This is a genomic window from Coleofasciculus sp. B1-GNL1-01 (assembly GCF_040220235.1).
Lineage (GTDB): Bacteria > Cyanobacteriota > Cyanobacteriia > Cyanobacteriales > Coleofasciculaceae > Coleofasciculus.
The window spans coordinates 13,015-26,367 of sequence record NZ_JAVJTO010000095.1 but is presented as its reverse complement, the minus strand read 5'-3'; the positions used below and the strand labels follow the sequence as shown (position 1 = coordinate 26,367).

13 protein-coding genes are annotated in these 13,353 nt (G+C 47.4%); 8 read left to right on the top strand and 5 right to left on the bottom strand.

Going from position 1 to position 13,353, the window contains the following annotated elements:
* Positions 1 to 46: 46 nt before the first annotated feature.
* Positions 47 to 1,153 carry a hypothetical protein gene (locus RID53_RS23510; RefSeq protein WP_446390407.1) on the bottom strand — a complete coding sequence of 369 codons (1,107 nt, stop codon included), beginning with the start codon at positions 1,151 to 1,153 and terminating at the stop codon, positions 47 to 49.
* 471 nt (positions 1,154 to 1,624) lie between these two features.
* On the opposite strand from RID53_RS23510, the gene RID53_RS23505 reads away from it, so the two are divergent.
* The 3 genes from RID53_RS23505 to RID53_RS23495 all read left to right on the top strand — a co-directional run bounded on the left by RID53_RS23505 (position 1,625) and on the right by RID53_RS23495 (position 2,725).
* Positions 1,625 to 1,903 (top strand): 2TM domain-containing protein, encoded by a 279-nt coding sequence (locus RID53_RS23505; RefSeq protein ID WP_446385904.1) that lies wholly within the window; start codon positions 1,625 to 1,627, stop codon positions 1,901 to 1,903.
* A gap of 35 nt (positions 1,904 to 1,938) precedes the next feature.
* The gene (locus tag RID53_RS23500) at positions 1,939 to 2,247 is read left to right on the top strand and encodes a DUF3181 family protein (protein ID WP_006105246.1); all 309 of its coding nucleotides are present in this window, start codon (positions 1,939 to 1,941) and stop codon (positions 2,245 to 2,247) included.
* Between the two features lie 235 nt (positions 2,248 to 2,482).
* Positions 2,483 to 2,725, top strand: coding sequence for a hypothetical protein (locus tag RID53_RS23495; RefSeq protein ID WP_446390406.1), 243 nt, complete (start codon positions 2,483 to 2,485; stop codon positions 2,723 to 2,725).
* A gap of 88 nt (positions 2,726 to 2,813) precedes the next feature.
* Here the strand turns inward: RID53_RS23495 and RID53_RS23490 are convergent, their stop codons facing one another.
* Complete coding sequence (locus RID53_RS23490; RefSeq protein ID WP_446390405.1) at positions 2,814 to 3,257, bottom strand: hypothetical protein; 444 nt, start codon at positions 3,255 to 3,257, stop codon at positions 2,814 to 2,816.
* A gap of 483 nt (positions 3,258 to 3,740) precedes the next feature.
* On the opposite strand from RID53_RS23490, the gene acs reads away from it, so the two are divergent.
* Entirely contained in the window at positions 3,741 to 5,711 is a 1,971-nt protein-coding gene (gene acs, locus RID53_RS23485) for an acetate--CoA ligase (RefSeq protein WP_446390404.1), read from the top strand.
* A 223-nt stretch (positions 5,712 to 5,934) separates the two neighbouring features.
* On the opposite strand, the gene RID53_RS23480 is transcribed toward acs, so the two are convergent.
* The gene (locus RID53_RS23480; protein ID WP_446390441.1) at positions 5,935 to 7,776 is read right to left on the bottom strand and encodes a protein kinase domain-containing protein; all 1,842 of its coding nucleotides are present in this window, start codon (positions 7,774 to 7,776) and stop codon (positions 5,935 to 5,937) included.
* A gap of 386 nt (positions 7,777 to 8,162) precedes the next feature.
* Here RID53_RS23480 and moaA point away from each other — a divergent pair, with 386 nt between their 5' ends.
* The gene (gene moaA / locus RID53_RS23475; RefSeq protein ID WP_446390403.1) at positions 8,163 to 9,149 is read left to right on the top strand and encodes a GTP 3',8-cyclase MoaA; all 987 of its coding nucleotides are present in this window, start codon (positions 8,163 to 8,165) and stop codon (positions 9,147 to 9,149) included.
* Positions 9,150 to 9,289: 140 nt separating this feature from the next.
* On the opposite strand, the gene RID53_RS23470 is transcribed toward moaA, so the two are convergent.
* Positions 9,290 to 9,433: a hypothetical protein gene (locus tag RID53_RS23470; RefSeq protein WP_446390402.1), complete on the bottom strand. Its 144-nt coding sequence runs from the start codon at positions 9,431 to 9,433 to the stop codon at positions 9,290 to 9,292.
* 1 nt (position 9,434) lies between these two features.
* Positions 9,435 to 10,043, bottom strand: a complete 609-nt coding sequence (gene rpsD / locus RID53_RS23465; RefSeq protein WP_446390401.1) for a 30S ribosomal protein S4 — start codon at positions 10,041 to 10,043, stop codon at positions 9,435 to 9,437.
* 95 nt (positions 10,044 to 10,138) lie between these two features.
* Between rpsD and RID53_RS23460 the strand changes: the two genes are divergently transcribed.
* The 3 genes from RID53_RS23460 (at position 10,139) to RID53_RS23450 (ending at position 13,327) form a co-directional block, all read left to right on the top strand.
* Positions 10,139 to 11,614, top strand: coding sequence for an aminotransferase class I/II-fold pyridoxal phosphate-dependent enzyme (locus RID53_RS23460; RefSeq protein WP_446390400.1), 1,476 nt, complete (start codon positions 10,139 to 10,141; stop codon positions 11,612 to 11,614).
* Between the two features lie 25 nt (positions 11,615 to 11,639).
* Positions 11,640 to 12,245, top strand: coding sequence for a precorrin-6Y C5,15-methyltransferase subunit CbiT (cbiT, locus tag RID53_RS23455; RefSeq protein ID WP_446390399.1), 606 nt, complete (start codon positions 11,640 to 11,642; stop codon positions 12,243 to 12,245).
* A 176-nt stretch (positions 12,246 to 12,421) separates the two neighbouring features.
* On the top strand, positions 12,422 to 13,327 hold the full coding sequence (locus RID53_RS23450) for a phosphatidate cytidylyltransferase (protein ID WP_446390398.1): 906 nt from the start codon (positions 12,422 to 12,424) through the stop codon (positions 13,325 to 13,327).
* Positions 13,328 to 13,353 lie beyond the last annotated feature (26 nt).

Genomic DNA, 13,353 nt, shown 5'->3' with positions numbered 1-13,353 from the left:
CTACGTCTCTCATTGTCCCCATTTTCACCTACCCAAGGATTTATCCCTACCTAGCAAACCGTTCTAATAATTCCTGACGAGAACGAGTCAACAGCAAAGGAGTCAACTCTTGATGGGGTAACTCTAACATGGATGCGATTTTGTCGGCTAATTCCTGATCAACTTCACCAAACCGCACTCTCAGCAGGTTCTCCACTTTTTCTCGCCCTTCTTCGCCTAATCTCAAATCTTGCCCAGAACTCTCACCAAACCACAGTAATAACTCTTCGGGGGAAAAGTTCAACAGTAGACGAGTCAACACATCTGGCGGTAACTGTAATATCGGTGAGATGATCGCTTCTAATTCTTCATCCAGTTCCCCAAACCTTACTCTGAGAAAGTTTTCCACCATTTGCCGCCGTTCTTCCAGCCTGCCTTCTTGTCTGCCTTCTTGTCTGCCTTCTGATACAGCCTCTTCCCGCCATTTAAAATACGCTGGTGATAAGTTCATGATCAACTCCCGATCTGCATTACTTAACGTTTCACTACTGCCCACATTGATGCGCCAATTGGCTAGTATTTCCAGGATATTGCGCCGGAATGGGTTCTCTTGGGGTAATCCGACTAACTCATCAATTGCCTGTTGCTGCGTTCTCCTTTTTCCTAATACTCTTAACCAAAGTGTATCTTGACTTACGGGTAATTGGTTGATCGACACCAGTACGGTTCTCTGAAACTCCGGTAAGAAGTAAACCCCTTCTCCCCAATTCTCCTCCTGATTCAACTTGGCACCAAACCCGTTGAGTAACCGTTGAGAACAAGAGGGGGACAGAATCCATAAACGGGGTGACTCATCTTCTGATAGAGAACGTCTCTCCCGTCGCGCCTTGCGTAAAAGTTCAGCTTCCACAGAATACAATTTCAACATGCAACTTCGCACTTCTACTGGGGTAGGAGCATTGCGAAACGGTTCAAATAAACAAGTGGTTGCTGCCATTTTACTTAGTAATCCTAGAGTCTCGGATTCTGGGGAGGGTGAAGGCGCAGGTACAAACCAAACATCAACCTGGCGAACTTCGCTGAGTACATCGCGGCTGGTTTCTACTGTACCCAGAGGTGCTAATAATTCTTCCAGATACTGTTTGGCAAATTGGTCGTGGGGTTGTCGTGTCATTGGTCATTTTTTGTAAATCACTCTCAAATCCTTACTGTTCCCTGTTGCCTGTTGCCTGTTGCCTAATCTCCACGGTTAACTTTAATTGTGTCCATTTACTTAGTGCTATATGTGCGATCGCATCAGAGAATTTCTGAGCAACATTCACGTCAACTCATCTTATCGGAGGAAGGGAACACGATGAAATTCAAATTAATAAACCCCAATTCCTAATTCATTGGTTGTTTTTATCACCCCTAAAACTACTCTGATTACTCCTCACCAGAACAAATGACAGCAAAGGCATCAACGCTTGAGGCGGTAAGCGTAAAATCGGTGCGATCGCGCTAGTTGACAACGTTTCCAGTCAGGCTGGCATCCCGCATCCCACCCTTGTTGCCATCCCTTGAGACCGGAATACTCGAAAATTGCCTTATCAAAAAAATACTAGATAGTATAACCTATTCTCATACGTCTATCTTACGAACTGCTATGCCTCCTCGTTGGTCCCGCAAACCTGATCGTCGCGATGCGGCGTATCGACGCCTAGATGACCGAATGAACTTTGCTGTCCATGTCGCTGTGTTTGCGGCGTGTAATTCGGGTCTATGGTTCGTCCGTACTATCCAGTATGCCAATTGGACTTGGACGTATTGGGTAACGGGTATCTGGGGATTAATCTTAGTCGGACACGCCGTCTATATCTTTGCGATCGCGGATTATACTCCTTTACCGGGTCAAGATAATTCGGCTAACTCTGCTCAAGGATAAACTGAGAATGTCCAGTTCGTCCTACTCAATTTATTATGGCTAACCCGAATACCAGCGAAGCGATCGAAACCTTGGCGGCTGAAATTGGTGAGAATATATACATCGATGTTGCCAAATGGCATCTTTACTTACAGGATGCCCATTTACACACCCCTTTAGCTGAACGCCTCTATCCCCTGCTGACAGAGGATAACCTCTCCGAAGACCAAGTGGTGCAAATCTTGCAAAGTATTCCGATTAAACTGGGGGGTGGCAAACGGGAAGTTCCCCTAGCGGATTTACTACCGATGCAGTGTCAGGTTAATCTGCTGGATTTACTCGAAGAGTTTCAACGCAAAATGTAACTAGCAAAACAATTGATCGCTCAATACGAGGTGTCATTAGTTCCGCAATGAGAACTAATGACCATTTTTTTATCAAAATTCTACCTGAAAAAGATACTCAATGACCATCTGGTGTATCCTTTTAACCGTTAGCGATCGCCTATCTCACTGTCACACTCTGTCTTGTTCCCTATTGGTGTGTTGACTCAGAACACCCCACCGTGACTGACTCAGCTAAGAGTTGCCACCGTCCACTATGGATCAGCATTGGATTAAATTAAGTTATGAGCGCGATACGTATCTGATTGATCTCAATCGTATCAGCACCTTTGTTTGGGCGAAGAACGGTCGGTTGATAGTTTGGTTACCGGATGGTAAGGTGCGACTCATTATCCATCCTAAAACCAATCCAGACGCTTATCAAGAAATTTTAGACTATGTGCAAAAGACAGTTGGTCAACCTATTGGTTGTCAGTTATCCGCTAAACGTGAAACGTGAGTATTACTTAGGGATTGCTGAATAAATATTGTGGTGAGGATAGGGAACAGAACACAGGGGACTGCCAACCCCACTTAGAATTGATTGGTCAGGCAAGAAACTGTTTAATCGTTCTGGCTAAATGTTGCTGTAGTCTACAATCTGTAGAAGGAATTGGAGTCAAATAGAATAGCGCTCCAGAGAAAAGAACCAACCTGAGCCGATATAACTTAAGCCCGAATAGGTTAAGCTGTTCAACTTGTACCTCAGTCACCTGGTCAATTGGACGGCGGATCACCTTGCTTCCTAACCAACCTTGTTGCTTAAACATTACCAAATTGCTCTGTTTGTCGAATTGGCACGCCTTCACTGGACTGCCGAACATCATCCCATTCGCTAACCCAATACAAACCAATCCGAACCAATCAATCGATGAATTAGAAGAAAGAAAAATCAGCAATCCGATCGCGGCTGTTAAGCCACTCAATATCCAAACCCCAATTGGGCGTTCTTTCAGCGTCAGTAATGTCACCGTTTGTTGAACGACTTTCATGTCATGTTTTTAGTTTAGATGTGGCACTCATGAGGGTAGAGATAGGGAACAGTGAACACCTCGACTTCGCTCGGTGTGTCACAGGGAACAGGGAACAGGGAATAAAAAGCCTGCCCTGAACCTAGCAAAAGCATCAATTGTAGGGGCGGGTTTAGGAACTAACGCTAGCTTAATCACCAATAACGGCTAAACAAAACCCGCCCTTATTCATGCGTCAAAAAAGGAGGTATTTTGTATAAGTAGGTTAGTGGAAATCAACTCAAATATATTAAGTTATGTAAATAGATTTCAAACCCTTACAAATGACAAATGACAAATGACAAATGACAAATGACGTAGCTTGCTTCTCAAGGAAGCGAGTATGACGAATGATGCCGCCCCTATCGAGGAGTCGGTAAGCTTTACAAAACGTCAAAATTGCTCATTCAGGCAAATCTGCCTTCAAAATGGTTTGAGTACAGCAACAGATTACAACTACAAACGATGCCTGAATCAACGATTGAATCAGTTCTGCAAGAAAAACGCCTATTCCAACCCCCGGCTGAATTTTCCCAGACTGCCCACATTCAGAGTCTGGAGGACTATCAGCGCCTCTATGACAAGGCAAAAGCTGACCCGTTAAAATTTTGGGCGGAGTTAGCCGAACAAGAGTTGCACTGGTTCCAGAAATGGGATACAGTCCTCGATTGGCAACCTCCCTTCGCTAAATGGTTTGTCGGAGGCAAAACGAATATTGCCTACAATTGTCTAGACCGACACCTAACCACCTGGCGACGGAATAAAGCCGCTTTGATTTGGGAAGGAGAACCAGGGGATTCTCGCACCCTCACCTATGCCCAACTGCACCGGGAAGTTTGCCAGTTTGCTAATGTCCTCAAGCAATTAGGCGTGAAAAAAGGCGATCGCGTGGGGATTTATATGCCCATGATTCCAGAAGCCGCGATCGCCATGTTAGCTTGTGCCAGGATTGGTGCGCCGCATACAGTGGTATTTGGCGGGTTTAGTTCCGAAGCGTTAAAAGACCGATTAGTAGACGCCCAAGCGAAAGTAGTCGTCACCGCTGATGGCGGCTGGCGTAAAGATAAGATTGTTCCCCTGAAACCCGAAGTCGATAAAGCCCTCGCCAATAACGGCGCCCCCACGGTAGAAAACGTTCTCGTGGTTCAACGTACCCAGCAGAAAATCCAGATGGAACCGGGGCGCGATCATTGGTGGCATGATTTACAAGCCGGGGTATCAGGGAATTGTCCCGCTGAACCCATGGATAGTGAGGATATGCTGTTCATTCTCTACACCTCTGGCACAACCGGGAAACCCAAAGGCGTTGTTCACACTACCGCTGGCTATAACCTTTACACCCATATCACCCTGAAATGGACGTTTGATCTTAAAGACACTGATGTTTACTGGTGTACCGCTGACGTGGGTTGGATTACGGGTCACAGTTACATTGTTTATGGTCCGCTGTCCAATGGTGCCACTACCGTCATGTATGAAGGCGCACCTCGTCCCTCGAATCCAGGCTGTTTGTGGGATATGGTGGAAAAATATGGCGTCACTATTTTCTATACCGCACCCACGGCAATTCGGGCATTAATTAAGATGGGCGAACACCATCCCAAAGCCCGCGACTTGTCATCTTTACGAATTTTGGGAACCGTCGGTGAACCGATTAATCCAGAAGCCTGGATGTGGTATCACCGAATTATTGGCGGACAACGTTGTCCAATTGTCGATACCTGGTGGCAAACAGAAACCGGGGGATTTATGATTACGCCCCTACCCGGTGCGATTCCCACCAAACCGGGTTCAGCTACGTTACCGTTTCCAGGTATTCTGGCAGATATTGTCGATTTAGAAGGCAATCCGGTTTCCGCTAATCAGGGAGGATATCTGGTGATTAAGCACCCGTGGCCCGGAATGATGCGAACCGTTTATGGTGATCCGGATCGCTTCCGCCGCACCTATTGGGAACATATTGCACCCAAAGACGGGCAGTATCTCTACTTTGCTGGAGATGGTGCGCGTCGAGATGAAGATGGCTATTTCTGGGTGATGGGGCGTGTAGATGATGTGATTAATACCTCTGGACATCGCCTAGGTACTATGGAAATTGAATCGGCGTTAGTCTCCCATCCCGCCGTAGCAGAAGCGGCTGTGGTTGGACAACCGGATGAGGTGAAAGGGGAAAATGTTTTTGCCTTTGTCATGTTGGAGAATGACTACAGTCCAACGGAGGAATTGGCAAACGAACTCAAGGCACATGTAGTTAACGAAATTGGTGCCATTGCCCGTCCCGGTGAGATTCGCTTTACAGAGGGAATGCCCAAAACGCGATCGGGTAAAATTATGCGGCGTTTGTTGCGGAATTTAGCAGCCGGTCAGGAAGTGGCTGGAGATACGTCTACATTGGAAGATCGCAGCGTATTAGATAAATTAAGAGGCGGCGCTTAAAACGTTGCCGGAATGGATGCCTCCATTCTTCCGGCATCCCGCTATCCCTGCTCGGCTGACTTCGTTGAAGCCGAGGACTCTCGCGAACACGTTGAATCGGGCGCAAGTCTTTGCGCCCCTACGGTTTCGGGGCGTAATTCTAATTCATCCAATCAAATAAGGTGTGCCACGCCACTACAACTCAATTCTTGCACCTGACAAGAGCAATTGGAAATCGCGGAAATCAACAGGCTTCTTCGGTTTCCGGTTCACAAACTGGTACTGAATTGTCTCCAGTGGGTTCTTTTGTTTCAGGTTTAGCGTTTTGGGGATTTGACTGTTCAGATGACGGCGGGGTTTCCTGATTCGTATCCCCTTGATTTTTACGTTGGGTGGCTTTGCGAACTAAGTCATTCAACTTTTCTCGCCAATAGCGCTGTTCCGGAAAATCGCTGTCTGCGGCATAAATGATCACATCAACATAGCGACCTTCATTGTAGGCTTGCTGAATCTTATCGAATTTGGTTTTTGCTTCTGACCATTCCTTTTGCCAGGTCTCGATTTTCTTTTGAGCATCCTCAAAGGCTGGACTACTGGGGAGAACCGATTGAGCCGCCGCGATCGCTTTATCTAAGTTACCCTGTTGATACTCTTCTGCCGCTTCTGTCAAGACCTCTGCCCCATTATCTTTGGGCTGAACGGGGGATTTTTCCGGCGTTGGGGTTGGTTCTGGGCTGGGACTGGGTTTTGTCTCAACTGGGGTGGGACTCGGTTGAGTTTCTACTGGGGTAGGGCTAGCGGGTTGTTCCGCAATGGTATCTACGGTAGAACAATCGACATACTTGCCAAAAACCCACCCTGCTTTAGGTGAACGAATTTCCACCCAATCCCCTTGCTTAGTTCCCGTTAAGGTTAACTTTGTGCCTTTATTAACTGTGCCAACAATCGCTGCGTTGGGATTTGAGCGCACGTTCAAGCCTTGAGCCGTTACTGTACAAGTCCCTCGTGCCATTCCACCGGACATCCCCTGACGAATGCCATACGCCATGCCTGCGGCTGCCATAGCCACGGCTAAACCCACACCAATGATTAATGGTGCGCGATTCGGTTCAGATGCAGGTTCGGGTTCAGGGGGCGGAGGAGGAGTCGGAGGAGTTGGTCTTCGAGGGGGTGCGGCGGGGGAAACTGCCAGGGTGCCCTGTTGGGATAGGGGCTGGGGGTGAGGGGTTGGTTGAGACGGTGAAACAGACTGACCCGAAGAAGCGGTGATGAGCGATCGCACGGCTTGTAACGCTTCTCCGACTGACTGGTAGCGGTCTTTGAAATGATAGCGTACCATCCGGGTCAAAATATGTTTTAGCCCTGGACTCACAGGGGCAAGATGTTGCCAGATCAGTTCGCCCGTATTTAAATCTTCTTGTAATTCAGCAGGCATACGACCTGTAATGGCTTGGATAGCGATAATTCCTAAAGCGTAAATATCGCTGGTGGGACGCGGTTGACCCAAAGCCTGTTCACTGGACATATAACCCGGAGTCCCTACTGCCACCGTATTGCTCATTTGCCCCTGAGGACTTGCCAATTGAGTCCGGATTTGCTTCACCGCCCCAAAGTCTAATAAGACTAACTTTTTATCTAAATTCCGTCGAATCAGGTTATCTGGCTTAATATCCCGGTGAATGACGCCGTGGTTGTGAACAAAGTCTAAAAGCTCTAAGAGTTCTTGCAGCAGGTCAACAACTCGCGTCTGATCCCACGGTTGACCGGGTATCAACTCTTTGCTGAGGGGATGCCCTTCGATATATTCCTGAACCAGATAAAATTCTTGGTCTTCTTCAAAGTAGGCAAGCAGGCGTGGGATTTGGTCGTGATTGCCCAGCACCTCTAGGGTTTCCGCTTCGCTGTTGAACAGGCGTCGGGCGGTTTCTAAGAAATTGGGGTCACGATTTGCTGGCTGAAGGTGTTTGACCACACAAATCGGGCTACCTGGACGACGGGTATCTTGTGCCAGGTAGGTGCGACCAAATCCTCCTGCACCGAGGACTTGGTTGACTTGGTAACGACCATCCAGTAACTTGCCTAACATAAAAGTGATGCGCCTCAACGTTCACATTGTTAATAGTTACATACACTGACGGGACATGTGTGCCAGGATTGTGCCAATTTAGGTTTTGCTCTCATAAGTAGGTAGGGACAGTTAAAGTTAACGGTGGTGATCGTCATTCGTCATTCGTCATACTCGCTACCCTTGAGAAGCAAGCTACGTCCTTTGTAAGGGTTTGGGGACTATTTACTTAATTCAGTAGGGTGGGCATTGCCCACCAGCCTTAATGAGCGTGACATTCATCCTAACCGTTGTAGCAACAGCTATATATCTATGCATTGAATACATAATCCTTACTCTCCGATGAGTTAAAGATTCTTATTATGAAACAGTAGCCGCCTAGAGATGGGGGATAGCCGCGAATTAATATGAACACAGTCGATTATCTCCGGATTAGCCTAATTGACCGTTGCAACTTCCGCTGTCACTACTGTATGCCGGAAGGGTCAGAACTTGACTATATCCTGCAACAGGAACTCCTCACCCATGAGGAACTGCTGACGCTATTGAAAGAAGTTTTTATCCCAGTCGGGTTTAAAAAGTTTCGCCTGACAGGTGGAGAACCGCTACTGCGTCCAGGGGTAGTGGACTTGGTGAGAGAAATTGCCGCCCTGGATCAAACCGAAGATTTAGCCATGACGACGAATGCCTTTTTACTCGCAGGCATGGCACAAGACTTGTATGATGCGGGATTGCGGCGGATTAATATTAGCTTAGATTCCCTCAATCCTGACACCTTTGACAAAATTATCGGGAATCGCGGACGATCGCGCTGGCAACAAACCTGGAACGGAATTCAAGCCGCACATCGGGTAGGGTTTGATCCCCTGAAATTGAATATCGTCGTGATTCCTGGGGTGAATGATGCAGAAGTGCTGGATTTAGCTGCCCTTACCCTGGATCGCCATTGGCACATTCGTTTTATTGAGTTTATGCCCATTGGCAATCCTGAATTATTTAGCGATCGCGCCTGGATTCCTTCTGAGGAACTCCGCCAGCAAATCCGCGATCGCTGGGGCTTAGTTGAGTCGAATGTGCGCGGGAATGGACCGGCTGACGTCTTCCAGATTCCCGATGCTTTAGGGACTCTCGGCTTTATCAGTCAAATGTCCGAATGTTTTTGCGATCGCTGTAACCGGATGCGCCTATCTGCCGATGGCTGGTTGCGTCCCTGTTTACTCAATGAAACGGGTCAGATTGACTTAAAAAGCGCTCTCCGCAGCGGCGTTGATCTCGCCCAATTGAGAGCGCGAGTGCAGCAGTTACTCGCGATTAAACCAGATATCAACTTTAAGCAGCGAGACTCTGGTACTGATGGTTACTACACTCGCACCATGTCCCAAATTGGTGGATAGTCATTTGTCATTTGTCATTTGTCATTCGTTCTTTGTCATTTGCTGTTTGTCCAGCAATCCCCAACTCCAACGAAGTAAGTTGGGGTTATTGAATCGTTTTTTCCAGTACCCAATATGACAAACTTGTTTTACCGATGGACTCATGAACCATCAACCAATGACCAATGACCAATGACCAATGACCAATGACCAATGACCAATGACCAATGACCAATGACCAATGACCAATGACCAATGACCAATGACCAATGACCAATGACCAATGACCAATGACCAATGACCAATCTACGCTTTCCGTGAATAGAACTCAACCACCAGCAGTTCGTTAATTTGCAGAGCAACCCACTCACGCTCAATCACACCATTGACCTTACCCGTGAATGTTTTCTTGTCAAACTCTAAATGGCTCGGTAGATTTGCCAATCCGGGGTATTCCAGATTTTTTTCCACCAAACGCCGAGAACGATCATTATCTTTAACCATGATCACATCACCGGGACGGCATTGATAGCTAGCGATATTTACTTCCCTACCATTGACCATCACATGACCATGATTCACAAGTTGACGCGCACCCGGAATAGTACCTGCCATGCCTAACCGAAATACGGTGTTATCCAGTCGCATTTCTAGCAGTTCTAGCAAGGCTTGACCCGTGGAACCCGTTGCCCGACGTGCTTTGCGAACATAGCGAAGCAATTGCTTTTCCGTGACTCCGTAGTTGTAGCGGAGTTTCTGTTTTTCTTCCAATCGAATCGCATATTCTGACCGCTTCCGGCGAGCTTGACCATGTTGACCGGGTGGATATGAACGACGGGGAGATTTGCGAGTCAAACCGGGTAGATCGCCTAGACGACGGACAACCCGCAGGCGCGGACCTCGATATCGCGACATAGAACTTCCTTGTGTACCTAACTAATTTTTTACCCAAATACTTTATAGTACAACTGACGAATGACAAATGACAAATGACGAATGACAAATGACGAATGACAAATGACGAAGGACAAAGGATTATCCCGATACTTGATGCTTTACAAGCCTGTGCTGGAAGCCCCCACGCGCCGTTCTACGCCCCAGGTCACAAGCGAGGAAAGGGTATATCTGACAGACTGGCGAACCTATGGGGAAAATCAGTCTTTGAGCATGATCTCCCCGAATTACCAGATTTTGATAGCTTATTTGCCCCTTCAGGAGGGATTCAAGAGGCGCAAGCGTTAGCAGCGGAGGCGTTTGATGCCGATAAAACCTGGTTTCTGGTAAATGGCTCAACCTGTGGCGTAATCGCGGCAATTTTAGCCACTTGCGGTACAGGAGATAAGCTGATTTTGCCTCGGAATAGTCATCAATCCGCGATCGCAGGTTTGGTTCTTTCTGGTGCGAGTCCGATTTTTATTACCCCAGAATCCGATCCCTCTGGTGATTTGGCACACAGTATTACCCCAGACGCCGTTAGCCAAGCGCTCAAGCAACATCCGGATGCTAAGGCGGTGATGCTACTGTATCCGACCTATCATGGCGTGTGCGGCGATATTCAGGCGATTGCCCAACGGGTACATCATTACAATATTCCTTTGCTGGTTGATGAGGCACACGGGGCGCACCTGACCTTTCACCCGGATTTGCCGCCAAGTGCAATGTCAGCTGGGGCTGATTTAACCATACAGTCCACCCATAAGGTTTTGACGGCGATGACCCAAGCCTCAATGCTGCACATTAAAGGTCATCGCCTTGATCCGGAACGATTGAGTCAAGCTTTACAGCTTGTCCAGTCTACCAGTCCCAGCGCCCTCCTCTTAGCCTCTCTAGACGCCGCACGACAACAAATGATGTTGTATGGGAAAACGCTGATTAGCCGCACTCTAAGACTGGCTGAGGCGGCGAGGGAACAGATTCAGCAAATTCCAGGATTATCGGTGTTAGATGCCACAAATACTCCGGGCTGTTTTACCCTAGATCCGACCCGGTTGACGGTGAGAGTCACAGAGTTAGGGTTGAGTGGGTTTGCAGCCGATGAAATTTTTTGTGAGCAGTTGGGTGTAATTGCCGAGTTGCCGACATTCCAACATCTGACGTTTATTCTGAGTTTAGGAAACACGGCGGAAGATATTCAGCCATTAGTCCAAGCCTTTACCGACTTACAACAGCGCTATTCTCGTCCTGATGCTTCCTTTAGGCAAAATTTATACCAACCGGGAATGACATCAGGATTAATCCTGGAACCATCCATGTCTCCTCGCGATGCCTTTTTTGCCCCGAAAGAACGGTTGACTCTAGACCAAAGTGTTGGTCACATTAGTGCTGAATGGATTTGTCCCTATCCTCCGGGGATTCCCGTTTTAATACCAGGATGTGCGATCGCGTCAACTACAGTGGATTATCTGCGACAGGTTCAGCACTTGGGCGGCTATATTACTGGGTGTAGTGACCCTAGCTTAAACAGCGTCAACGTTGTTATACAGTAAGGACTAATGACCAAGGACGAACAGAATGTCTTCTCCCCTGTGGAACTATACCACTCCTGGTATTCCCGATGATTTATTCGAGCGCTTGCCTGGTATTCCGCTGAGTAAGCGAGAAGTAAGGTTACTGATTATTTCCGCATTGCGCCTAGAATCCCATTCCTTGCTCTGGGATATCGGTGCAGGGACAGGTACGATTGCCGTAGAAACCGGATTACTTTCTCCTCACGGTAAAATTGTGGCGGTAGAACGGGATGAAGAGGTGGCGAACCTGATTCGACGCAACTGCTCCCGCTTCGGTGTTGAGAATGTTGACGTTATCGAAGGATCTGCACCTGAATGTCTCCAAGATCTACCGGGAAAACCCCATAGAGCCTGTATTGAGGGAGGACGCCCGATTAAAGAAATTCTTAAGGCAGTCTGGCATTACTTAGAACCCCAAGGTCGGATTGTTGCCACAGCTAGTAATTTAGAGAGTCTTTATACCCTCTCCGAAGGATTGGCTGAGTTACAAGCCCGTAATATCGAGGTTGTGCAATCCTCAATCAATCGCTTGGAAACCCGAGGGACTCATCAAATCTTTGCCGCTGTGAATCCTATGTTTATCCTCAGTGGGGAGAAGCTGGATTCTTGACATCCTCACCGTCCTTGTAGGCGGTGATTCCCCACCAGTTAGTACGGGTTTGGTAACCAAACCCCTGCTACCCATCCTCAAATTGACTAACGGCGAATGCTGCCCGATTGTTAATCTTAATGTAATAGTTTTATTCAGACAGTTAATTTCGACTGTCTTGTGTCAAATAAAGTTCTATGCCCTGGTCTCGGATTTTTAGTGGAATTGTAGCGATTACCCTAGCGATGGGGATGATTGTGGCTGGAGGATGGTATTTTACCCTCGGTCTCTGTGTCATCGTCTATTTGGGTCAACTGGAATATTTTCAACTGGTTCAGGCAAAAGGAATTGCGCCTGCGGCTAAAACCACGTTAGTTGTGAGTCAACTTTTATTGGTGACAGCCGCCCTTAACTCTAATCTGACGGATGCCGCCTTTCCCATTGCTGGAACCCTGATTTGTTTTTACCTGCTCTTTCAACCCAAGATGGCAACGATTGCGGATATTGCCGCTTCGATTTTGGGATTACTCTATGGCGGTTATCTGCCTAGCTACTGGATACGATTGCGCGTTGGTTTAGATGGAGGGGTTTCATTACCCTTGAATGCTACAGCGAGCCTCAATAGTTTCTCGTTCAATGACTCTTGGCTTCACCCTTGGACTAATCTAACGATTCTGTCCCAAGGCTTAACCGTAACTCTACTCGCGTTTGCCTGTATTTGGGCAGCCGATATTGGTGCGTATAGTTTTGGCAAGTTTTTTGGTCGCACTCCCTTATCGAATATTAGTCCTAAAAAGACAGTAGAAGGGGCAATTTTTGGAATTTGTGGCAGTGGGGCAGTTGCTATGCTTGGGGCTTGGTATCTGCAATGGTCAAACTGGCAACTCAGTGGATTTGTTTTCGGTACGTTAATTGGAGTGGCTAGCCTTTTGGGAGATTTAACCGAATCAATGATGAAACGAGATGCTGGGGTCAAGGATTCAGGACAATTAATTCCAGGTCATGGCGGTATTTTAGACCGCACAGACAGCTACGTTTTTACTGCTCCATTAGTTTACTATTTCATTACACTTTTGCTGCCTCTTTTACCACCTTTTAGTTAGGGCTTGCTGAATAAGTCTTGTGGTGA

Excerpts from the sequence above, each read along its gene's own strand:
- RID53_RS23495 (WP_446390406.1), top strand. The coding sequence starts at position 2,483 with ATGGATCAGCATTGGATTAAATTAAGTTATGAGCGCGATACGTATCTG.
- RID53_RS23480 (WP_446390441.1), bottom strand. The coding sequence starts at position 7,776 with ATGTTAGGCAAGTTACTGGATGGTCGTTACCAAGTCAACCAAGTCCTC.
- RID53_RS23510 (WP_446390407.1), bottom strand. The coding sequence starts at position 1,153 with ATGACACGACAACCCCACGACCAATTTGCCAAACAGTATCTGGAAGAA.
- cbiT (WP_446390399.1), top strand. The coding sequence starts at position 11,640 with ATGTCTTCTCCCCTGTGGAACTATACCACTCCTGGTATTCCCGATGAT.
- RID53_RS23450 (WP_446390398.1), top strand. The coding sequence starts at position 12,422 with ATGCCCTGGTCTCGGATTTTTAGTGGAATTGTAGCGATTACCCTAGCG.
- RID53_RS23460 (WP_446390400.1), top strand. The coding sequence starts at position 10,139 with ATGACAAATGACGAAGGACAAAGGATTATCCCGATACTTGATGCTTTA.
- RID53_RS23500 (WP_006105246.1), top strand. The coding sequence starts at position 1,939 with ATGGCTAACCCGAATACCAGCGAAGCGATCGAAACCTTGGCGGCTGAA.
- RID53_RS23490 (WP_446390405.1), bottom strand. The coding sequence starts at position 3,257 with ATGAAAGTCGTTCAACAAACGGTGACATTACTGACGCTGAAAGAACGC.
- rpsD (WP_446390401.1), bottom strand. The coding sequence starts at position 10,043 with ATGTCGCGATATCGAGGTCCGCGCCTGCGGGTTGTCCGTCGTCTAGGC.
- RID53_RS23505 (WP_446385904.1), top strand. The coding sequence starts at position 1,625 with ATGCCTCCTCGTTGGTCCCGCAAACCTGATCGTCGCGATGCGGCGTAT.
- acs (WP_446390404.1), top strand. The coding sequence starts at position 3,741 with ATGCCTGAATCAACGATTGAATCAGTTCTGCAAGAAAAACGCCTATTC.
- moaA (WP_446390403.1), top strand. The coding sequence starts at position 8,163 with ATGAACACAGTCGATTATCTCCGGATTAGCCTAATTGACCGTTGCAAC.